This window comes from Streptomyces sp. ITFR-6 (assembly GCF_031844725.1).
Taxonomy (GTDB): domain Bacteria; phylum Actinomycetota; class Actinomycetes; order Streptomycetales; family Streptomycetaceae; genus Streptomyces.
In genome coordinates this window covers 3,092,038-3,112,459 of sequence record NZ_CP134612.1, presented here as the reverse complement: position 1 = coordinate 3,112,459, position 20,422 = coordinate 3,092,038, and the positions used below count along the sequence as shown (strand labels likewise).

At 72.9% G+C, this 20,422-nt stretch carries 14 protein-coding genes; 8 read left to right on the top strand and 6 right to left on the bottom strand.

Annotation, left to right across the window (positions count from 1 at the left end; all coding sequences use genetic code 11):
* Positions 1-136 precede the first annotated feature (136 nt).
* On the top strand, positions 137-2,575 hold the full coding sequence (gene pcrA / locus RLT59_RS13820) for a DNA helicase PcrA (protein ID WP_311303691.1): 2,439 nt from the start codon (positions 137-139) through the stop codon (positions 2,573-2,575).
* A 45-nt stretch (positions 2,576-2,620) separates the two neighbouring features.
* Here pcrA and RLT59_RS13815 read toward each other — a convergent pair whose 3' ends face one another.
* Together RLT59_RS13815 and RLT59_RS13810 are read right to left on the bottom strand one after the other, a co-directional pair.
* On the bottom strand, positions 2,621-4,096 hold the full coding sequence (locus RLT59_RS13815) for a M23 family metallopeptidase (RefSeq protein ID WP_311303690.1): 1,476 nt from the start codon (positions 4,094-4,096) through the stop codon (positions 2,621-2,623).
* Between the two features lie 167 nt (positions 4,097-4,263).
* Positions 4,264-5,169 carry an esterase/lipase family protein gene (locus tag RLT59_RS13810; protein ID WP_311303689.1) on the bottom strand — a complete coding sequence of 302 codons (906 nt, stop codon included), beginning with the start codon at positions 5,167-5,169 and terminating at the stop codon, positions 4,264-4,266.
* A gap of 407 nt (positions 5,170-5,576) precedes the next feature.
* Between RLT59_RS13810 and RLT59_RS13805 the strand changes: the two genes are divergently transcribed.
* On the top strand, positions 5,577-5,990 hold the full coding sequence (locus RLT59_RS13805; protein ID WP_311303688.1) for a coenzyme B12-dependent isobutyryl CoA mutase small subunit: 414 nt from the start codon (positions 5,577-5,579) through the stop codon (positions 5,988-5,990).
* Here the strand turns inward: RLT59_RS13805 and RLT59_RS13800 are convergent.
* Entirely contained in the window at positions 5,956-7,665 is a 1,710-nt protein-coding gene (locus tag RLT59_RS13800; protein ID WP_311303687.1) for a DUF5691 domain-containing protein, read from the bottom strand. The genes RLT59_RS13805 and RLT59_RS13800 overlap by 35 nt on opposite strands.
* Positions 7,666-7,728: 63 nt before the next feature.
* On the bottom strand, positions 7,729-9,153 hold the full coding sequence (locus tag RLT59_RS13795; protein ID WP_311303686.1) for an SWIM zinc finger family protein: 1,425 nt from the start codon (positions 9,151-9,153) through the stop codon (positions 7,729-7,731).
* A gap of 116 nt (positions 9,154-9,269) precedes the next feature.
* Here RLT59_RS13795 and RLT59_RS13790 point away from each other — a divergent pair, with 116 nt between their 5' ends.
* From RLT59_RS13790 to sucD, 5 genes are all read left to right on the top strand, one after another.
* Positions 9,270-10,382 (top strand): ATP-binding protein, encoded by a 1,113-nt coding sequence (locus tag RLT59_RS13790; protein WP_311303685.1) that lies wholly within the window; start codon positions 9,270-9,272, stop codon positions 10,380-10,382.
* Positions 10,379-12,802 (top strand): DUF5682 family protein, encoded by a 2,424-nt coding sequence (locus tag RLT59_RS13785; protein ID WP_311303684.1) that lies wholly within the window; start codon positions 10,379-10,381, stop codon positions 12,800-12,802. Before RLT59_RS13790 ends, RLT59_RS13785 begins: the two co-directional genes overlap by 4 nt.
* On the top strand, positions 12,799-14,097 hold the full coding sequence (locus tag RLT59_RS13780; protein WP_399125386.1) for a VWA domain-containing protein: 1,299 nt from the start codon (positions 12,799-12,801) through the stop codon (positions 14,095-14,097). Before RLT59_RS13785 ends, RLT59_RS13780 begins: the two co-directional genes overlap by 4 nt.
* Before the next feature lie 283 nt (positions 14,098-14,380).
* Positions 14,381-15,562, top strand: a complete 1,182-nt coding sequence (gene sucC / locus RLT59_RS13775) for an ADP-forming succinate--CoA ligase subunit beta (protein WP_311303683.1) — start codon at positions 14,381-14,383, stop codon at positions 15,560-15,562.
* Positions 15,563-15,583: 21 nt separating this feature from the next.
* A complete protein-coding gene (gene sucD, locus RLT59_RS13770) occupies positions 15,584-16,468 on the top strand; it encodes a succinate--CoA ligase subunit alpha (protein WP_311303682.1) in 885 nt (294 codons plus the stop codon).
* 130 nt (positions 16,469-16,598) lie between these two features.
* On the opposite strand, the gene RLT59_RS13765 is transcribed toward sucD, so the two are convergent.
* Complete coding sequence (locus RLT59_RS13765) at positions 16,599-17,801, bottom strand: helix-turn-helix domain-containing protein (RefSeq protein ID WP_311303681.1); 1,203 nt, start codon at positions 17,799-17,801, stop codon at positions 16,599-16,601.
* 125 nt (positions 17,802-17,926) lie between these two features.
* Between RLT59_RS13765 and RLT59_RS13760 the strand changes: the two genes are divergently transcribed.
* A complete protein-coding gene (locus RLT59_RS13760) occupies positions 17,927-19,468 on the top strand; it encodes a cell division protein PerM (RefSeq protein ID WP_311307718.1) in 1,542 nt (513 codons plus the stop codon).
* On the opposite strand, the gene RLT59_RS13755 is transcribed toward RLT59_RS13760, so the two are convergent.
* Entirely contained in the window at positions 19,458-20,408 is a 951-nt protein-coding gene (locus RLT59_RS13755) for a hypothetical protein (RefSeq protein ID WP_311303680.1), read from the bottom strand. The two genes, RLT59_RS13760 and RLT59_RS13755, sit on opposite strands and share 11 nt — an antisense overlap.
* Positions 20,409-20,422 lie beyond the last annotated feature (14 nt).

Genomic DNA, 20,422 nt, shown 5'->3' with positions numbered 1-20,422 from the left:
CCGCGCCGCACGGCCGGGCGCGGCCCGCCCTTTCCCTACGCAGGGTGCTCCGGACATCGCCGTGTGTGGCTCCGGAGGTACGGGTTCTGCCATGCGGGCCCGGGGTGTCAGTAGGGCCGCCTAGACTCGGACAGCGATGAGCAGCCTCTTTGACGACAGTTTCCTGGCCGGCCTCCAGCACGCGGAGGACGGGCCCCCGCCGCCCCCCGAGGACTCCGCACCCGAAGCGGTGCCGGAGGACCTCTTCGGAGGCGTGTTCGACGGGCCCCCGCCGCCCCGCGACGCGTACTACCGCGACGGGGCCCACCGCCCGGTCATCGACGCCGCCGCGCTGCTCGACGGGCTGAACACCGAGCAGCGTGCCGCCGTCGTGTACGCGGGCTCCCCGCTGCTCATCGTCGCCGGGGCCGGTTCGGGCAAGACCCGGGTGCTGACGCACCGCATCGCCCACCTGCTGGCCGAGCGCGGGGTGCACCCCGGCCAGATCCTGGCGATCACCTTCACCAACAAGGCCGCCGGCGAGATGAAGGAGCGCGTCGAGCAGCTCGTCGGCCCCCGCGCCAACGCCATGTGGGTCATGACCTTCCACAGCGCCTGCGTCCGGATCCTGCGCCGCGAGTCGAAGAAGCTCGGCTTCACCTCCTCGTTCTCGATCTACGACGCGGCGGACTCCAAGCGGCTGATGGCCCTGGTCTGCCGCGATCTCGACCTCGACCCGAAGCGCTTCCCGCCGAAGTCGTTCACGGCCAAGGTGTCGAACCTGAAGAACGAGCTGATCGACGAGGAGACCTTCGCCGGACAGGCCACGGACGGCTTCGAGAAGACCCTCGCCCAGGCCTACGCGATGTACCAGTCCCGGCTGCGCGAGGCCAACGCGCTGGACTTCGACGACATCATCATGACGACGGTGCACCTGCTCCAGGCCTTCCCCGACGTCGCGGAGCACTACCGCCGCCGCTTCCGGCACGTCCTGGTCGACGAGTACCAGGACACCAACCACGCCCAGTACACGCTCGTACGGGAGCTGGTCGGCCCGGCCGGCGCGGCCGACGCCCCCGGCGAACTGTGCGTCGTCGGTGACGCCGACCAGTCGATCTACGCCTTCCGGGGCGCCACGATCCGCAACATCCTCCAGTTCGAGGAGGACTACCCGGACGCGACCACGATCCTCCTGGAGCAGAACTACCGCTCCACCCAGACGATCCTGTCCGCCGCCAACGCCGTCATCGAGCGCAACGAGAGCCGCCGCCCGAAGAACCTCTGGACCAACGCCGGCTCCGGCACCCGGATCACCGGCTACGTCGCGGACACCGAGCACGACGAGGCGCAGTTCGTCGCGGACGAGATCGACCGGCTGACCGATGCGGGCGACGCCAAGGCGGGCGACGTCGCGATCTTCTACCGGACGAACGCGCAGTCCCGTGTCTTCGAGGAGATCTTCATCCGGGTCGGCCTGCCCTACAAGGTCGTCGGCGGAGTGCGCTTCTACGAGCGCAAGGAGGTCAGGGACGTCCTGGCCTACCTCCGGGTGCTGTCCAACCCGGAGGACACCGTCCCGCTGCGCCGCATCCTGAACGTGCCCAAGCGCGGCATCGGGGACCGGGCGGAGGCGATGATCGACGCCCTCTCGATGCGGGAGAAGATCACCTTCCCGCAGGCGCTGCGCCGCGTCGACGAGGCGTACGGCATGGCCGCCCGTTCCGCCAACGCCGTCAAGCGGTTCAACACGCTGATGGAGGAGCTGCGCACGATCGTCGAGTCGGGCGCGGGCCCGGCCGTGGTGCTGGAGGCCGTCATGGAGCGGACCGGCTACCTGGCCGAGCTCCAGGCCTCCACCGACCCGCAGGACGAGACCCGGATCGAGAACCTCCAGGAGCTCGCCTCCGTGGCGCTCGAATTCGAGCAGGACCGGGGCGAGGAGGAGGGTGCGGGAACGCTCGCCGAGTTCCTGGAGCGGGTCGCGCTCGTCGCGGACTCCGACCAGATCCCCGACGAGGACACCGACGGCTCCGGAGTCGTCACGCTGATGACCCTGCACACGGCGAAGGGCCTCGAATTCCCGGTGGTCTTCCTGACCGGCATGGAGGACGGTGTCTTCCCGCACATGCGCGCGCTGGGCCAGGTCAAGGAGCTGGAGGAGGAGCGCCGGCTCGCCTATGTCGGCATCACCCGCGCCCGCGAGCGGCTCTATCTGACCCGGGCGTCGATGCGCAGCGCATGGGGCCAGCCCTCGTACAACCCGCCGTCGCGGTTCCTGGAGGAGATCCCGGAGCAGCACCTGGAGTGGAAGCGCAAGGGCCCGATGGCGGCTCCGGCGGGACCGACGTCGGGCATCACCTCATCGCTGTCCGCGTCCCGTTCGCGCTCCGGTCCCTCGGGCTTCGCGACCCGGCGCACGTCGGACAAGCCGACGATCACACTGGCGGTCGGTGACCGGGTCACGCACGACCAGTTCGGTCTGGGCACGGTGACGGCGGTCGACGGCGTCGGTGACCAGGCGAAGGCCACGGTCGACTTCGGGGACGAGCGGCCGAAGAAGCTGCTGCTGCGGTACGCCCCGGTCCAGAAGCTGTAGCGGGGCGTACCGGCCCGGCTCGGTTCCCTCGGGAGGAAGGCCGGATCAGGTCGGGTCGATGTTGTGGCTGCGGAGCCAGGGCAGCGGGTCGACGGCCGCGCCGCCGCCGGGCCGCACCTCGAAGTGCATGTGCGGGCCCGTCGAGTTCCCGGAGTTGCCGGAGTACGCGATGACGTCACCGGCCTTGACCGGACCGGAGCGGATCCGGGTGCTGCTGAGGTGGCAGTACCAGGTCTCGGTGCCGTCGGCCATGGTCACGATGGCCATGTTCCCGTAGGCGGTGTTGTACTGCGTACGGACGGTGCCGTCGGTCGCCGCCATCACCGGGGTCCCGTACTGGACGGGGAAGTCGATGCCCGTGTGCACGGACATCCAGTTGACGCCCGCCTGGCCGAAGTACGCGCTGAGCCCGTGCTCCTTGACCGGCATGACGTACTTGGGGCGCAGGGCCTCCTTGCGGGCGGCCTCCTCCTCGCGCTTCTTCTTCTCGGCGGCCTGCCGCTCCTTGAGGTCGATGCGCTCCTGGGTGCGGCTGGCGCGACCGGCGAAGTTCTCCGCGTCGGCGCTGAGGTTGGCGAGCTGGGTGTCCAGCTTGTTGTTCGCGGCTACCGGCTTGACCGTGCCGGGGTCCGCGGCCGCCATCGTCGTGGTGTCGTCCTTCTTCTCCTCGCCGCCACCCATGCCGCCCACGGAAGCGGCGGCGATACCGGCCACGCTCATCACGCAGGCGGAGGGGACGGCGATGGTGAGGAGGGCGGAGCGCTTGGCGGGCGAACGCCTGCGGCTGCGGCTGCCGCCGCGGGAGACCTGACGGCCTACGGGGTGGTGGGCCTCCGGCTCCGGGTCCGCCTCGGGGAGGCTGAACCCGGAGGTCTCGGCAGTTGCCGGCACGGGCTCGTACGTCTCGTACGGTTCCGGCGTCTCGTACGGTTCGTGCGTCTCGTACGGATGCTGCCGTGTCTGTTCGGGCTCGTGCGATGCCGTCAGATTCTGCGGAGGCTGCTGTGCGTGCTCGGGCGTGGCGCCGGTGTTCCAGGCGGTGGCGTCGTACGCGCCGGAGTCGTATCCCGCCGTGTCGGTGGTTGACCACTGGCCGTTCGCGTACCAGCCGGAGGTGTCCCGCTGGCCCGAGGAGTCGGGGGCGCCGCCCTGTGCCGGGATGTTCGCGTGGGCCTCTGCCGTTGCCCAGGTGCCGGTGGTGCCGTACTGCTGCGGGGCCGCGTCGTACTGCGGGGCCGCTTCGTACTGGAGGTGCTGCTGGAAGTGGGGGGTGTAGGCCGCGTAGTCGGCGGCGTGGTCGTACGCGGCGGTGCGGTGTGCGCCGGTGTCCCACTGGGTGGTGTCGTACTGGCCGCTGTGACCGGCCTGGCCGGTGTCGTACGGGACGGCGTAACCGGCTGTGGTGTCGTACGGGCCGTCGTAACCGCTGGGGAGGGAGCCGAAGAGCGGGTCGTCGTCGAAACCGCTCGTGGAGTGGCTGTCGTATCCGACATACCCGGCGTGGGGGTGCTGGTCGTTCACCAACTTCTCTCTCGCCTCGGCAGCAGGACCTTGGGTCCCGGGGCCCGTGGGGGACCTCGGGGGAAACCAGTGGCCGCGACTGTACCCGGCGGTACGCGACGCCGACAATCTTCCACGGCTCGCGGGCGATCAGGAATCGGGCAATCGGCTGTCTTTCGACGGACCGCTCACACAGCCTTGGCTCTATGTTCGACACCCGTTCTATTTCCGGGCTCCTGTGCGTCGAGTGCCTGGCGGACCCCGGCGGCCACGGCCGGGTGCACGGGCAGCGCGAGATGGCCGATCCCGCTGACGCGGACGTTGGTCGCGTCGAGGTCGGGATGGTCGATACAGGCCGCCTCGGCAGGGACGATGACCTGGTCCAGCTCGCTCCAGAAGCTGATGAACCGGGTGCGGCACCCGGGCGCCGGAAGCCGGAGCTCCTCGATCGGCGCCGATCCGCCGCGCATCTGGCGCACGATCGGCAGGGCGCTGGCCAGCGGAGCGACAGCGGTGCCGGCGTGCGGCGTGCCGAGCGTGACCAGGGTGCGGACCCGCTGGTCACCGCCGAGTCGCTGTACGTAGTAGCGCGCTATCAGTCCGCCCAGGCTGTGCCCGACGATGTCGATCTCGCGGTGTCCGGTGCGGGCGCAGATCTCCTCGACGTGGCGGCCGAGGAGCTCGGCGGCGGTGCGGATGTCGCAGGTCAGCGGGGAGTAGTTGAGCGACTCCAGATGGCGCCAGCCGTGCCGGGCCAGCGAGCGGCGCAGCAGCACGAAGACGGAGCGGTTGTCGATGAAACCGTGCAGGAGCACGACGGGCGGCCGGTCTGGGTGCCCGATGTGCCGGGTGCTCCCGCTGCTCCCGGCGTGCGTACCGGGCAGGGTCGTGGTCCCGGGAGACGCGGGGACCGGTTCGGCGGCCGGGCGTGGCGGGCTGCGCCGCTCGCCGGTGATGCCGGTGGGGTAGATCAGCGCGTGTCCGGCGAGCACCAGGAGTTCCAGCGCGGTCGCTCTCAGCAGCGCGGACGACAGCCAGGCGTTGCGCGGGCCCGTCCGGCGCGGCAGTAGGGGAAGAAAAGGCGGGGTCTTCATTGACCGACCTCCTGCTTCCGGCACCCGGGGCGCGGCGGCTCCCGCCCCGTATGCCCTCGTGGGGCGCCGTGTCGGACGTCCGGACGGCGGTTCACCGTCCGGGACCCGCCGCCCGCCGTGCCTTCCGGATCACCTTCGGTGACCGGCCGGTGGGCGGTCGGTGAGCCGTACCACCGTGCCGTGCGGCTGACGGCACGGTGGTACGACGACCTCGTGCGGCTCCCCCGACGGCCGGTCCCGCACGGCAGGTGTGCCGCGTGCTGCGGGAAACGGCGCCCGGTGAACATGTCCCACGTGTGATTTCCCCCTCCCCGCCCACCGCGAAACAGCGGCTTGCGGGATGCTGTGGATAACGTTCGTTCACATCCCCGGCCTTTCGGGGGCGGGAGACGCGTGTGGAGGCAGTGATGGGTGTGACCGGTCCGATCCGAGTGGTGGTGGCCAAACCGGGCCTCGACGGCCATGACCGAGGGGCCAAGGTGATCGCGCGGGCACTGCGCGACGCCGGTATGGAGGTCATCTACACGGGGCTCCACCAGACTCCCGAGCAGATCGTCGACACCGCGATCCAGGAGGACGCCGACGCGATCGGGCTCTCGATCCTCTCCGGAGCGCACAACACGCTCTTCGCGAAGGTCATCGCGCTGCTCAAGGAGCGCGAGGCCGAGGACATCAAGGTCTTCGGCGGCGGCATCATCCCGGAGGCGGACATCGCACCGCTCAAGGAGCAGGGGGTCGCGGAGATCTTCACCCCGGGTGCGACGACGGTCGAGATCGTCTCCTGGGTCAACGCGAACGTCCGTCAGCCGGCGGAGGCCTGATCCCGCCCGGTGTCAGCTCCGCGTCCATCGCCGCGCGGAGCCGCAGGGTGGAGACCAGCCGCTGGAACGCCTCCGACCAGTAGCCGTTCGCGCCGGGGGAGGCGTCCGCCGCTTCGTCCGGGGTCGTGGTGAGGACCTCCAGGCGGTCGGCCTCCGCCGGATTCAGGCAGCGCTCCGCGAGCCCCATCACTCCGCTGAAGCTCCACGGGTAGCTGCCGGCGTCCCGGGCGATGTCGAGGGCGTCGACGACGGAGCGGCCGAGCGGCTCCGCCCAGGGGGTCGGGCAGACCCCCAGCAGCTGGAACGCCTCCGACAGTCCGTGCGCGGCGATGAACTCAGCGACCCAGGCGGCCCGTTCGGCGGCGGGCAGCACGATCAGGAGCTTCGACCGCTCGGCGAGCGAGGCCGTGCCCGGACCGTTCGACGGAGGTGTCGAGGGGGCGCCGAGCAGTGCCCGCGCCCACTCCGGGTCCCGCTGCCGGACGGCGGCCCGGCACCAGGCCGCGTGCAGCTCCTCGCTCCAGCCGTCGGCCACGGGCAGCGCGACGATCTCCCGCGCCTCGCGGCCGCCGAACCGGGTCGGCCAGATCGAGAGCGGCGACGACTCCACCAACTGGCCGAGCCACCACGACCGTTCGCCCCGCCCCGACGGCGGGAGCGCCACCATGCCGTCGCGCTGCATCGCCGCGTCGCACTCGTGCGGGGCCTCCACGGCGACGGAAGGGCCGGTACCGGTGATGCCGGGGCTCACGCAGGACAGGGCGCGGTCCGCCATCCGGCGGGCGAGCGCGGAGCCGGGCAGCGCGGAGAGCAACTCGGCGGCCGTCGCCCGCACATTGCGGCTGCGGTCGGTCAGGGCCTGCTCCAGGAAGGGCTCGTCGGCGCCGGAGAGCCCGGTGCGCAGCGAGTCGACGAACATCAGCCGGTCCTCGGCCCGCTCGGTGGCCCACGTGGTGGCGAGCAGGGCGAGAGCGGCGTCCGCCTGATGCGCCCGTACCGCGGAGAGCAGCGCGACCCGTTCCGCGAACAGGCCCTCCTCCCACAGCCGGTGGACCGCCTCCCGGTCGGTCACGTCCGGCAGCAGCGCGGTGCCGGACGCACCGCGCAGCGCGAACTTCCACTCGGGGTTCAGCCCGGCCAGCCAGAGCCCGCGCGGTCCGGCGAACGCCAGGGCCTGCGGCCGCAGGTCGGTCCGCGCGCGGGCCGCGTCCAGCAGGGCGGGCAGCGTCGCGTCCGGTGCCCGGTATCCGTGCAGATTGGCGGTGGCCAGCCACTGCGGGATCAGCTCCGTCAGATCGGGAGCGGTGCCGCGTCGGCCGGCGGAGCCGCTCGGGGCCGCCCGGTCCGCGAGCAGCCGTTCCAGCCGGCTCCGGGCGGGCCCCGGCAGGGCAGGGCGGGGGTCGGCGGGCGCCGGACCGGGCCGGGGCGCGGCAGGTGCGGGCAGCAGTCCGGCCCGGCGCCGCACGGTGTGCAGGGCGGCCGCGTCCAGCAGCGCGACCGCCGCGCCGTCCGGACCGGCGCCGCCCGGCACCCCCGGTGGCCGGCGGCGGTCCGTGCCGAGCAGCGCCGAGGTGGCCAGCTCGTCCCACGGGGCGGCGGCGGGTGTGGTGGGTGCGGTGAGTGTGGTGGGCGTGCTGGGTGGGCTGGGTGGGCTGGGTGGGCTGGTACGGGTCATCGTTCCTCCACCAGTAGTCGCATAGTCGCAAGAATCAACGGAGTTCGCCGGGGTCCGCCGGAGTCAGATGAGCGGAACCGTCCCGGCGTCGGCCGACTGCGCGTCCGTGGCCGACTGCGCGTCCATGGGCGCCCAGGCCGCGAGCGGGTTGAAGCCGCGGTGGCCGCACTCCCCGAAGACGGTGAGCGGTCCGCCGCCGGACAGCGCGACGAGCTTCCACAGCGCCGGCCGGGACAGCGCGGCCGGGGCGACGGGCAGGGCCGAATCCCCTTCCGCGTCCGCCAGTTGCCAGCCGTCCCGGGACGGCACGGGTATGACGTCGCGCAGGGTCACCGGCCAGGAGTCCAGCCAGGGATCGTCGCCCAGGGCCCGCCCGTACGCGGCGATCGCCCCGGTGACCGTGACACCCGGCGGCGGGGCGGCGGCCGGCACCGTAGAGCCGAACTGCGGCCCCAGCTCGGCCCGTAGCTGTCCCGCGCCCCGATGCGGGGTCAGCTCCGCGTCCAGCGTGACACCCACCGGCAGGGCCTGGCCGGGAGAACGGCCGGGAGCCCCGAAGGACAGCAGCAGCGCGGTACGGCCCGACTCCCGCCCGTACAGCCAGATGCGACGGGCGACGATCTTGCCCTCCGGGGTGTCGTACTGGGCGAGCACCAGCCAGTGGTCACGGACCGGCGCATCCCCGGCGGCGGCCGGCAGCCCGACCCGGGTACGGACCGTGGCAGCCAATGGCGGCGGCAGCCGCTCGATGCCCTGCCAGCCCGTGTCCAGCAGATGAAGCAGCGCGCACTCCTCCAGCAGCCGCACCGGCCAGCCCGGCCCGGACGCCGGTATCGCCCCCAACTCCCTCACCCGGCCGGCGAGACCGGGCGCCTGGGCGTCGACCATGCGGGCCGCCGTCTCCTCCCACAGCCCGTACCCGGACTGCTCGGCCGCCGCAAGGCCGCCGCGCACCAGGTCGGTCAGGCGCCGTTCCAGCTCCTGGACGCCGCCGCCGATCCGCTCGGCCCTGCGCTCGGCCCGGCGCCGGGCGGCGGCCGGATCGGCGGGCCCGGCGACAGCGCCCGCACCGCCGTCCGGCTCCTCCCGCACCGCCGAGGCCTCCGCTCTGCGGCGCCGTCCCGCCAGCCACTCACCGGCCCAGTCCGGCGGAACGGCCGAGGGCAGGGCCGCCTCGTCGGACGCCCGGAGCAGCAACAGGCCCAGCGCGTGCTTGCACGGGCACTTCCGGCTGGGGCAACTGCACTTGTACGCGGGCCCTGTGGTGTCGACCACCGTCCGGTACGGCGTGCTCCCGCTCCCTCTGCACAGCCCCCACACCGCCCCCTGCTCCTCCCGGCCGGTCTCCGACCACGGACCGGCCGCACCGAGCTTGTTCCCCGCCTTGCGTGAAGCGTCGTCAGGAGCCAGGGCCAGGACCTGCTCCACCGTCCAGCGCACCGCCGGAGCAGCGGTGCCCAAGGGTTCTCCCCCGTCAGTCAGCAGCATGGATAAGACGGTAGGCCGCACCACTGACAACTGCTGTGACCTGCGGGAACGTTGATTGTCAGTGCCATGGTGCACGGTGGGAAGCACATCGGGACGACCGATCTGGAGGGGGATCCATGACCGTGTCAGAAACCACCGCAGCCGTGGGCGCGGAGGCGCTGCGCCCGCACGCGGAGGACGCCTTCGCCGAGGAGCTGAAGGCGCTCGCCGCAGCCGACGACCGCCCGCGTCCCGCCCGTTGGCGGCTGTCGCCCTGGGCCGTCGCCACGTACCTGCTGGGCGGCGCGCTGCCCGACGGCACGGTGATCACACCCAAGTACGTGGGTCCGCGCCGTCTCGTCGAGGTCGCCGTCAGCACCCTCGCCACGGACCGGGCGCTGCTCCTGCTCGGGGTGCCCGGCACCGCCAAGACCTGGGTGTCCGAGCACCTCGCGGCCGCCGTCAGCGGAGACTCGACCCTCCTGGTCCAGGGCACGGCGGGCACCCCGGAGGAAGCCGTCCGCTACGGGTGGAACTACGCACAGCTCCTCGCCCACGGCCCCAGCCGCGACGCGCTGGTGCCGAGCCCGCTGATGCGCGCCATGTCCGAGGGCATGACCGCGCGGATCGAGGAGCTCACCCGGATGCCCGCCGATGTCCAGGACTCACTGATCACCATCCTGTCCGAGAAGACCCTGCCGCTGCCCGAGCTGGGCCAGGAGGTCCAGGCGGTCCGCGGGTTCAACGTCATCGCCACCGCCAACGACCGCGACCGGGGGGTCAACGAGCTGTCCAGCGCGCTGCGCCGCCGGTTCAACACGGTGGTCCTGCCGCTGCCCGCCACCCCGGAGGCGGAGGTCGAGATCGTCTCCCGGCGCGTCGAGCAGGTCGGCCGCGCGCTCGACCTGCCGCCCGCCCCCGACGGCCTCGCGGAGATCCGCCGCGTGGTCACCGTCTTCCGCGAGCTGCGCGACGGGATCACCACCGACGGCCGCACCAGGATCAAGTCGCCCTCGGGGACGCTGTCCACGGCCGAGGCCATCTCCGTAGTCACCAACGGTCTCGCGCTCGCCGCCCACTTCGGTGACGGGGTGCTGCGCGCGGGTGACGTGGCGGCCGGTCTCCTCGGCGCGGTCGTGCGGGACCCGGCCGCCGACCGGGTGGTCTGGCAGGAGTACCTGGAGACGGTGGTGCGTGAGCGGGACGGCTGGAAGGACTTCTACCGCGCCTGCCGTGAGGCCTCCGCGTGACCGGCACCCCGCGCCCAGCCGCTCCGCGCCCAGGCACCCCGCGCCGCCCCGGCGGGCCGCTGCTGCTGGGGGTGCGTCACCACGGTCCCGGCTCGGCCCGCGCCGTCGGCGCCGCGCTGGAGGCCGCCCGGCCCGGCGCGGTGCTCATCGAGGGGCCGCCCGAGGGTGACGCGCTGCTGCCGCTCGCCATCGACGAGCAGATGCGGCCGCCCGTCGCGCTGCTCGCCCACGCGGTGGACGATCCCGGCCGGGCCGCCTTCTGGCCGCTCGCCGGGTTCTCGCCCGAATGGGTCGCGATCCGCTGGGCCCTCGCGCACGACGTCCCGGTCCGCTTCATCGACCTCCCGGCCGCGCACTCGCTGGCCATGGCGGAGAAGGAGGAGGAGCGGGAGAAGGAGGAGGCGCGCCGGGGGCCGGCGGACCGGGCGGGGGAGGCGGTCCCCGCGCCCGTCCCGGTCGACCCCATCGGGGTGCTGGCCGGGACCGCTGGCTACGACGACCCCGAGCGCTGGTGGGAGGACGTCGTCGAACACCGCGCCCACGACGGCGGCCCCGGCGACCCGTTGGCGGCCTTCGCCGCGCTGGGCGAGGCGATGACCGCCCTGCGCGAGGTGTACGGGGACGGCGGCCACCCGAGGGACGCGGTCCGCGAGGCGTACATGCGGATCCAGCTGCGCACGGCCCGCAAGGAGTTCGACGACGACGTCGCCGTGGTCTGCGGTGCCTGGCACGTACCCGCGCTCGAAGCGAGGACGACGCTCGCGGCAGACCGGGCCCTCCTCAAGGGGCTGCCCAAGGTCAAGGCCGAGCTGACCTGGGTGCCCTGGACCCACCAGCGGCTCGCCCGGCACAGCGGATACGGGGCCGGGATCGACTCACCGGGCTGGTACGCCCACCTCTTCGCGTCCCCGGACCGCCCGGTCGAACGGTGGATGACCAGAGTCGCCGGACTCCTGCGCGACGAGGACCGGTTCGTGTCGTCCGCCCACGTCATCGAGGCCGTCCGGCTCGCCGGGACCCTCGCCGCCATGCGCGGCCGCCCGCTCGCCGGACTGAGCGAGGCGACCGACGCCGTGCGGGCCGTGATGTGCGAGGGCTCCGACATGCCGCTCGCCCTCGTCCGGGACCGGCTGGTCGTCGGCTCCACCCTCGGAGAGGTACCGGACACCGCCCCCGCCGTGCCGCTCCAGCGCGACCTCACCCGCAGGCAGCGCACCCTGCGGCTCAAACCGGAGGCGTCCGAACGGGACATCGAGCTCGACCTCCGCAAGGACACCGACGCGGCGCGCAGCCGGCTGCTGCACCGGCTGCGGATCCTCGGCGTCGGCTGGGGCGAGCCCACCGAGGGCCGGGGGAGCACCGGCACCTTCCGGGAGAGCTGGCGGCTGCGCTGGGAGCCGGAGCTGTACGTACGCGTCGCGGAGGCGGGCATCTGGGGCACCACCGTGCTCTCCGCCGCGACCGCCCGCGCCGAGTCGGCCGCCCTGTCGGCCACCGCCCTGGCCGATGTCACCGCGCTCGCGGAGCGGTGCCTGCTGGCCGGACTGCCCGACGCGCTGCCCGTCGTCATGCGGATGCTCGCGGACCGCGCCGCGCTCGACACGGACGTCGGCCACCTCGCGGACGCCCTGCCGTCCCTGGCCCGAGCGCTGCGCTACGGAGACGTCAGGTCCACGGACACCGCCGCGCTCGGGGAGGTCGCGGCGGGGCTCGCGGAGCGGATCTGCGTCGGGCTGCCCCCCGCCTGCACCGGACTCGACGACGAGGGGGCCGCCGCGCTGCGCCGCCAGGTGGACGGCGTCCACACGGCGGTCGGCCTGCTCGCCGGCGCCGTACCGGCGAACGCCGACGGGCTGCGCGAGCGCTGGAGAGCGGTCCTGCACAAGCTCGCCGCCCGGGACACGGTCGCGGGCGTGATCCGGGGCCGGGCCGCCCGCCTGCTGCTCGACGACGGACACCTCGAACAGGACGACGCGGCCCGGCTGATGGGCCTGGCCCTCTCGACCGGCACGCCGCCCGCAGAGGCCGCCGCGTGGATCGAGGGCTTCGTCGGCGGGGCGGCCGGCGGCGGCATGCTCCTGGTCCACGACGAGAGGCTGCTCGCCCTGGTCGACACCTGGCTGTCCGGAGTCGCCCCGGACACCTTCACCGACGTGCTGCCGCTGCTGCGCCGCACGTTCTCGGCGTACGAATCAGGCGTCCGGCGCACGCTGGGCGAGCTCGTCCGGCGCGGCCCGGCCGCCGGGGGAGGGCCCGTCGCGGGCGCGGCCCCTGACGGGACGACGGCCCCCGGATTCGGCCCCGTCCTGGACGGTCCACGCGCGGACGCGGTGCTGCCGGTGCTCCGCCTCCTGCTGGGCCTGGACGGGGAAGCGGCGACGACCGAGAACGACGGACAACCGCTGGGGGCAACGGGATGACCAGAAACACGCACACGCAGAGGAACCCGCATACGGCCAAGGACCCGCATACGGCCAAGGACCCGCACACGCACACCGAGGCGGCGGACGCCGAACGGCTGCGGCGCTGGCGCATGGTGCTGGGCGCGGACAGCGCGGAGACCATCGGCCGCACCCTGACCGCACGCGACGCCGCGATGGACGGCGCGCTGACCGCGCTGTACGAGAGCGGCGGCAGACAGCCCGGCGGCCGGGGCGGCAGCGGCCGCTCGGCCGGGCTCGGCGCCTCCGCGCCCTCCGTGGCCCGCTGGCTCGGGGACATCCGTACGTACTTCCCCAGTTCCGTCGTCCAGGTCATGCAGCGCGACGCCATCGACCGGCTGGGCCTCTCCGCGCTCCTGCTCGAACCGGAGATGCTGGAGGCCGTCGAGGCGGACGTCCATCTCGTCGGCACCCTGCTCTCGCTGAACAAGGTCATGCCGGAGACGACGAAGGAGACCGCGCGAGCCGTCGTGCGCAAGGTCGTCGAGAAGCTGGAGAGCCGCCTCACCACCCGCACCAGGACCGCGCTCACGGGTGCGCTGGACCGCTCGGCGAAGGTCAGCCGGCCGCGCCACCACGACATCGACTGGAACCGGACCATCCGGGCCAACCTCAAGAACTATCTGACCCTCCCCGGCGAGACCGGAGAAGACGGAGAGGAGGGAGAAGAGGGGGCGGTCGGGAGGGGCACGGTCGTGCCTGAGCGGCTCATCGGCTACGGGCGCGCGGCGCGGTCCGTACGCAAGGACGTCATCCTCTGCATAGACCAGTCCGGTTCGATGGCGGCCTCCGTCGTGTACGCCTCGGTGTTCGGCGCCGTGCTCGCCTCCATGCGCGCCCTGCGGACCCGACTCGTCGTCTTCGACACGGCCGTCGTCGATCTCACCGACCAGCTCGACGACCCGGTGGACGTGCTCTTCGGCACCCAGCTCGGCGGCGGCACCGACATCAACCGGGCGCTCGCCTACTGCCAGTCCAGGATCACCCGCCCGGCGGACACCGTCGTCGTGCTCATCAGCGATCTGTACGAGGGCGGCATCCGTGACGAGATGCTGAAGCGGGTCGCCGCGATGAAGGCGTCCGGGGTCCAGTTCGTCACCCTGCTCGCCCTCTCCGACGAGGGCGCGCCCGCCTACGACCGTGACCACGCGACGGCGCTCGCCGCGCTGGGTGCTCCGGCCTTCGCCTGCACGCCGGACCTCTTCCCGGAGGTGATGGCGGCCGCGATCGAGAAGCGGCCGCTGCCCGTGCCGGACGGGGAGGCCCCTGCGTGACGGTGGTGCCCCCGGACCGGCGCGGGCCGTCCCCCGACCCCCGTACCCGGGCCGATTTGTCCACTGCGACCCGGCCACCAGGGCGGTCTGTGACCGTAATCACCGCCCAGGGGGGATCTGCGATTTAGGGTCCTGCGGGGCGCGGGGATAACCTGCGAGATGGACATGCCGCGTATTCGGTCACCGTGTGCGCCTTCCTAGTGACAGAGCAGTCACGTTGCCCCTCGCGGCACGCCCACGCAGAAAACCAACCGCGAGACCATTTGATAAGGGACGGACGCGCGTGGACCTGTTCGAGTACCAGGCGAGGGACCTCTTCGCCAAGCACGGTGTACCGGTGCTGGCCGGTGAAGTCATCGACACGCCTGAGGCAGCCCGCGAGGCGACCGAGCGGCTGGGCGGCAAGTCCGTCGTCAAGGCGCAGGTGAAGGTCGGTGGCCGAGGCAAGGCCGGTGGCGTCAAGCTGGCAGCCGACCCCGACGAGGCGGTCGCCCGTGCGACCGACATCCTCGGCATGGACATCAAGGGCCACACGGTCCACAAGGTGATGATCGCCGAGCTGTCCCCGGAGATCGAGGCGGAGTACTACGTCTCGTACCTCCTGGACCGCACCAACCGCACCTTCCTGGCCATGGCCTCCGTGCAGGGCGGCATGGACATCGAGGAGGTCGCGGAGAAGACCCCCGAGGCCCTTGCGAAGGTCCCGGTGAACGCCGTTGACGGTGTCGACATCGTCAAGGCCCGCGAGATCGTGGCCCAGGCGAAGTTCCCGGCCGAGGTGGCCGAGGGCGTCGCCGAGGCCATGGTGACCCTGTGGGACACCTTCGTCGCGGAGGACGCCCTCCTCGTCGAGGTCAACCCGCTGGTGAAGACCAAGGACGGCCGGATCCTGGCCCTGGACGGAAAGGTCTCGCTCGACGAGAACGCCGACTTCCGCCAGCCGGAGCACGAGGCGCTTGAGGACAAGGCCGCAGCCAACCCGCTCGAAGCTGCGGCCAAGGCCAAGAACCTCAACTACGTCAAGCTCGACGGCGAGGTCGGCATCATCGGTAACGGTGCCGGTCTGGTCATGTCGACCCTGGACGTCGTCGCGTACGCCGGTGAGAACCACGGCAACGTGAAGCCCGCCAACTTCCTCGACATCGGTGGCGGCGCCTCCGCAGAGGTCATGGCGAACGGCCTGGAGATCATCCTCGGCGACCCGGACGTCAAGTCCGTGTTCGTCAACGTCTTCGGTGGCATCACCGCCTGTGACGAGGTCGCCAACGGCATCGTCCAGGCGCTCGAACTGCTCAAGACGAAGGGCGAAGCGGTCACCAAGCCGCTCGTCGTGCGCCTCGACGGCAACAACGCGGAGCTGGGTCGCAAGATCCTCTCCGACGCCAACCACCCGCTGGTCCAGCGCGTGGACACCATGGACGGCGCGGCCGACAAGGCCGCCGAGCTCGCCGCGGCTGCGAAGTAAGGAAGAGGGACTCAGACCACCATGGCTATCTTCCTCACCAAGGACAGCAAGGTCATCGTCCAGGGGATGACCGGCGCGACGGGCATGAAGCACACCAAGCTCATGCTCGCCGACGGCACCAACATCGTCGGCGGCGTGAACCCGCGCAAGGCCGGCACCTCCGTCGACTTCGACGGCAACGAGGTCCCCGTCTTCGGTTCCGTCAAGGAAGCGATGGAGAAGACCGGCGCGAACGTGTCCGTCCTCTTCGTGCCGCCGGCCTTCTCGAAGGCCGCCGTCGTCGAGGCGATCGACGCCGAGATCCCCCTCGCCGTCGTGATCACCGAGGGCATCGCCGTGCACGACTCGGCCGCCTTCTGGGCGTACGCCAACGCCAAGGGCAACAAGACCCGGATCATCGGTCCGAACTGCCCGGGTCTCATCACCCCCGGCCAGTCCAACGCCGGCATCATCCCGGGCGACATCACCAAGCCCGGCCGCATCGGTCTCGTGTCGAAGTCGGGCACGCTGACCTACCAGATGATGTACGAGCTCCGTGACATCGGCTTCTCGTCCGCCGTCGGCATCGGTGGCGACCCGGTCATCGGTACGACGCACATCGACGCCCTCGCGGCGTTCGAGGCCGACCCCGAGACCGACCTGATCGTCATGATCGGCGAGATCGGCGGCGACGCCGAGGAGCGTGCGGCGGACTTCATCGCTTCGAGCGTCACCAAGCCGGTCGTCGGTTACGTCGCGGGCTTCACCGCCCCTGAGGGCAAGACCATGGGCCACGCCGGCGCCATCGTCTCCGGCTCCTCCGGCACCGCGCAGGCGAAGAAGGAGGCCCTTGAGGCCGCCGGCGTCAAGGTCGGCAAGACGCCGACCGAGACCGCCAAGCTGGCGCGCGAGATCCTCGGCGCCTGACGCCTCACCGCGTCGGAGCAGCACCGCAGGATCGCGTCACCGAACGCACAGACGCGGGCCCGTACCCCCGGCCGGGGTACGGGCCCGCGTCTTTCGTGTACGGCCGCGTCCCTCGCGTACGGCCCAGGGCTCAGCCCACCCGGGGGACCAGCCGGGCCGGGCCGTGCACCAGCTCGCCGCCGAGCTTCTTCTGGAGCTTCTTGTCCTGCGGCGTGAGCTTCTGCGGTCCGCCCAGCGCCGGCACCCCGCCGACCTTCTGCGCGGGCGACTGGGGCGTTTCGTACTTCCTCGGGGCGGTGGCCAGGGTGATCAGGGTCAGGCCGATCAGCAGCACGGTGAACGCGATGGCCGCCCGCGTCCAGAGCTGCGCCTTGCGCTCGCTGCCCGTCCGGATCAGCTCAGGGACCGGCAGCGAGGTCGCGGGCTGGGCGCGGGCGAGCGCGCCCAGGTGTTCGTGCAGCAGCGCCGCCTGCTCGGCCGGTGCCGTCGCCGTCGCGAGCTCGGGCAGCTTCTCCGCGACGGCCGCCCGCGCGGTCATCAGCCGCCCCGCCGCCGCCGGAGTGCTCGCCTCCGTCTCCGCCGCCGTCTCGGGCAGCCCGAGCCCGACACCGTCGTGCAGCAGCAGCGTGCGGCGGTACGCGGGCGGCAGGGACAGCAGCGCGTCGAGCAGTGCGCGGGGGCCGGGCGCCTCGGGCGGCGGATCGGCGCGGCGGTGTTCTGGACGCGCCCGGCGCCACGGCGACATCGCGTGCTCGTAGGCGGCCGCCCGTACCCAGCCCACCGGGTCGCGGTCCACGGCGACCTCCGGCCAGCGCTGCCAGGCGAGGTCGAAGGCCTTGCCGACGGCCTCGCGGGACAGGTTGCGGCGACCGGTCAGCAGATAGGTCTGGCGGAACAGCGCGGCGGCCGTGTGCCGGTACAGCGCGTCGAACGCCTCGGCGGGGGAGGCGGTGTGGGGCGACGTGGGCGCCTCGGCGGGGGATTCGGCGGGCGCCTTCTCAAGGGATTCGGCTGGCTGCTCGACGGATGGCTCGACGGACATCTCGACGGGGGGTTCGACGGGGAGCGGAGGGGGCGCCGGGGGTGTGGACGTGGACGTGGACGTGGACGCGGACGTCGCGTCCGCCGTTCCGATGAGCCGGGTGTACGCCTCGCGCTTGCGCCCGCGTGGACTGGTGCGGCCCGTCTCCCAGGACCGGACCGTGGCCCTGGTGACCCCCACGGCCGCCGCGACCTGCTCCTCGGTCAGCGACTTCGCCTCGCGCAGCCTGCGGCGCTCCTTGGGCGAGGGGAGCGGCTGGGCGGCGGCCGTGCCGGTCGTGCTCTGTGTCATGAGGCTTCCCCGCCCGGTCTGCACTGGGTCAAAAAGTACATAAACATATATTGAGCGACACAGCGGTCATTCGCCTGTTACATGGATTAAGCGCGTGTCGTTGGGAGCATTGCGGCGTGACCCAAGTGACCGAACGCAGCCCCTCGTTGTCGGCAGAGCAGGGACGGCCCGCCGTACTGGCCTCGGCGCTGCTGCGCGGGGTGCTCGCGGCGGGGCTCGGGCTGGGCTCCATCGCGGTGCTCGTCATGGTGCTGTGGATCAGTTCCCCGGCCTCCGCCGGCGGTCCCGGCGAGGCCGTCCACACGGCCGCCGGGCTCTGGCTGCTCGCCCATGGCGCCGAACTGATCAGAACCGACACCCTGACCGGGACCCCGGCCCCCGTCGGCGTCGTGCCGCTGCTGCTCGCCGCCGTGCCGGTCTGGCTGGTGCACCGCGCGGTCAGGGACGCGCTGGAGCCCGACGAAGGGCGCGGAGCCCCCTCGCCCGGGGCCGCGTTCGCCCTGGTGACGGGCGGATACCTGCTGGTCGGGGCGCCGGTCGCGCTCTACGCACGCGGGGCCTCGCTGTCCGCGGAGCCGCTGTCCCTGCTGTTCCCGTCGCTCCTCGTGGTGGCGGGCGCGGCGGCGGCCGGGGTGTGGACGGCGGCCGGGCGCCCGGTCGGGCCGCCGCCGTCATGGGCGCCGGTGCGGCTGCACGAGGCGATGGCGCGCTCCCGGTTCGTCCGGAGGGCGGAGGCGGCGGGCCGCTCTGCGGCGGCCGGGGTGATGGTTCTGCTGGGCGGCGGCGCGCTGGTGGTCGCGGTGGCGCTGGTGTGGCACGCGGACCCGGTCCAGGACTCGTTCCTGCGGCTCTCCGGCGACTGGACCGGCCGGTTCGCGGTGCTGTTCCTGGCACTGCTGCTGGTGCCGAACGCCGCGGTCTGGGGTGCGGCCTACGGGCTCGGGCCGGGGTTCGCGCTCGGTACGGCGTCCACGGTCGGCCCGATGGCGTTCACCGGACGCCCAGCGGTGCCGGACTTCCCGCTGCTGGCCGCGATGCCGGCCGAGGGCGCGGGGACGCCGCCGAACTGGGCGACGGCCGCGGTCCCGGTCGCGGCGGCGCTGGCGGTGGCCTGGTTCACCGTGCGACGGGCGGCGCCCGCGCACGGTGAGCGCGAGGAGGCGTGGAGCCTGCGGGAGACCGCGTTTGCCGCCGCGCTGGGGGCGCTGGGGTGCGGGGCCGGTGCGGCGCTCCTCGCGGCGGCGGCCGGCGGACCGCTCGGGACCCGGGCACTGGCGGAGTTCGGCCCGGTGTGGTGGCGCACCGGGGCGGCGGCCCTGGTGTGGACGGCGGTGCTCGGCGTTCCGCTGGCGCTGCTGCTGAGGGCCTGGCGGCTGCGTGGACGTACCGCCCCCGAGCAGCCGGCGAAGAGCACCGTGCCCGCACCGGCACAGGCACCGCCCCCGAAACCGACCCCCGCGCCCGCCCCCGCTCCCGTATCGGAAGGCACCGCCGGGCGGGACACGGACGCCAAGGACGCCAAGGACGGTGAGGACGGCAGGGATGACGGGGAAGACGAGCTGTACGACTTCCTGCCCACCGATCCCTGGCACGCGAGGGCGGACAACGAGAGGGCGGACCAGTCGGCCGAGGCCGGACCGGTCCGCCCGCCGGACGCTACTTCTTGACGCCGAAGAGGGGCTCCAGCGGCTTCGGCAGCAGGTCGTTGCAGGCCACCTGGCCCGACTTGGTGAGGGCGTCGTTCACGCAGGTGTAGTAGTCGCGGTAGACCAGCTGCACCGTGAACGACGTCACGACGATCGCCAGAGCGATCAGTGCCGTCACCAGGCCGCTGACGGCGGCCGTCGTCAGCTGCCTGCTGCCGCGCTGCAGGACATTGGAGCCCGGCGCGCCCGGCACTGCTGCCGAACCCGGCGCGGGGGCCGGGCCCGCAGCGGCACCGGGCCCCTGGAGAGCGGCGTCCGCGCCCGGGGCCGCGGGCTGCGCGGCGGCCTTGTCACCGGCCGCTGACGGGTCCTTCGGCTTGGCCCGGAGCGCGCTGATCGACCAGTAGGTCGCGAGCGCCCCCAGGAGCAGGGCGATCTCCGGCAGATCGAAGATCGCGAAGAAGAAGGCCCACATACCGGCGAGCAGGGAGTAGCGCGCCCGGCGCTGGACCGGGTCGGTCGGGTCCCAGCGCAAGCCGCCGGGCTTGCCCTCGGGGCCGCCCTTGCCGCCACCCGGTCCGTTCGGTCCGGTGGGTCCGGCGGGCTGCCCGCCGAAGCCGCCGCTCTGGTGTCCGGGCTGGTGGCTGCTCCACTGGCTGCCCCAGACGGGCCGGTTGTCCGTGGAGCCGTCCTCCGGCGCGTCCCCGCCGTCCCCGTTCCCGTTTCCGTTGTTCCCGCCGTTGGCGGGGTGGCGCGGCTGCCACGGCTGGTCCGGGCGGTCCTCCGGCGGCGGCGCGAAGGGGTTGTCGTCCTGCGGGCCGGACCCGGAGGACCCCGACGGCGAAGAGGACGAGGAAGAAGAGGAGGAGCCCGGCGTGGGGGACTGGCGCTCCCGCATCAGCAGTGAGCTGGGCTCGGTCAGCGGGTGGCGGAAGGCGGTGCGGCGGCGTCGGTCCGGCATATGGTGAACGTCTT

What these genes read in the sequence shown, in the direction of transcription:
- RLT59_RS13790 (WP_311303685.1), top strand. Translation starts at nt 9,270, where the DNA reads ATGACCGTGTCAGAAACCACCGCAGCCGTGGGCGCGGAGGCGCTGCGC.
- RLT59_RS13780 (WP_399125386.1), top strand. Translation starts at nt 12,799, where the DNA reads ATGACCAGAAACACGCACACGCAGAGGAACCCGCATACGGCCAAGGAC.
- sucD (WP_311303682.1), top strand. Translation starts at nt 15,584, where the DNA reads ATGGCTATCTTCCTCACCAAGGACAGCAAGGTCATCGTCCAGGGGATG.
- RLT59_RS13805 (WP_311303688.1), top strand. Translation starts at nt 5,577, where the DNA reads ATGGGTGTGACCGGTCCGATCCGAGTGGTGGTGGCCAAACCGGGCCTC.
- RLT59_RS13755 (WP_311303680.1), bottom strand. Translation starts at nt 20,408, where the DNA reads ATGCCGGACCGACGCCGCCGCACCGCCTTCCGCCACCCGCTGACCGAG.
- RLT59_RS13765 (WP_311303681.1), bottom strand. Translation starts at nt 17,801, where the DNA reads ATGACACAGAGCACGACCGGCACGGCCGCCGCCCAGCCGCTCCCCTCG.
- pcrA (WP_311303691.1), top strand. Translation starts at nt 137, where the DNA reads ATGAGCAGCCTCTTTGACGACAGTTTCCTGGCCGGCCTCCAGCACGCG.
- RLT59_RS13795 (WP_311303686.1), bottom strand. Translation starts at nt 9,153, where the DNA reads ATGCTGCTGACTGACGGGGGAGAACCCTTGGGCACCGCTGCTCCGGCG.
- RLT59_RS13810 (WP_311303689.1), bottom strand. Translation starts at nt 5,169, where the DNA reads ATGAAGACCCCGCCTTTTCTTCCCCTACTGCCGCGCCGGACGGGCCCG.
- RLT59_RS13800 (WP_311303687.1), bottom strand. Translation starts at nt 7,665, where the DNA reads ATGACCCGTACCAGCCCACCCAGCCCACCCAGCCCACCCAGCACGCCC.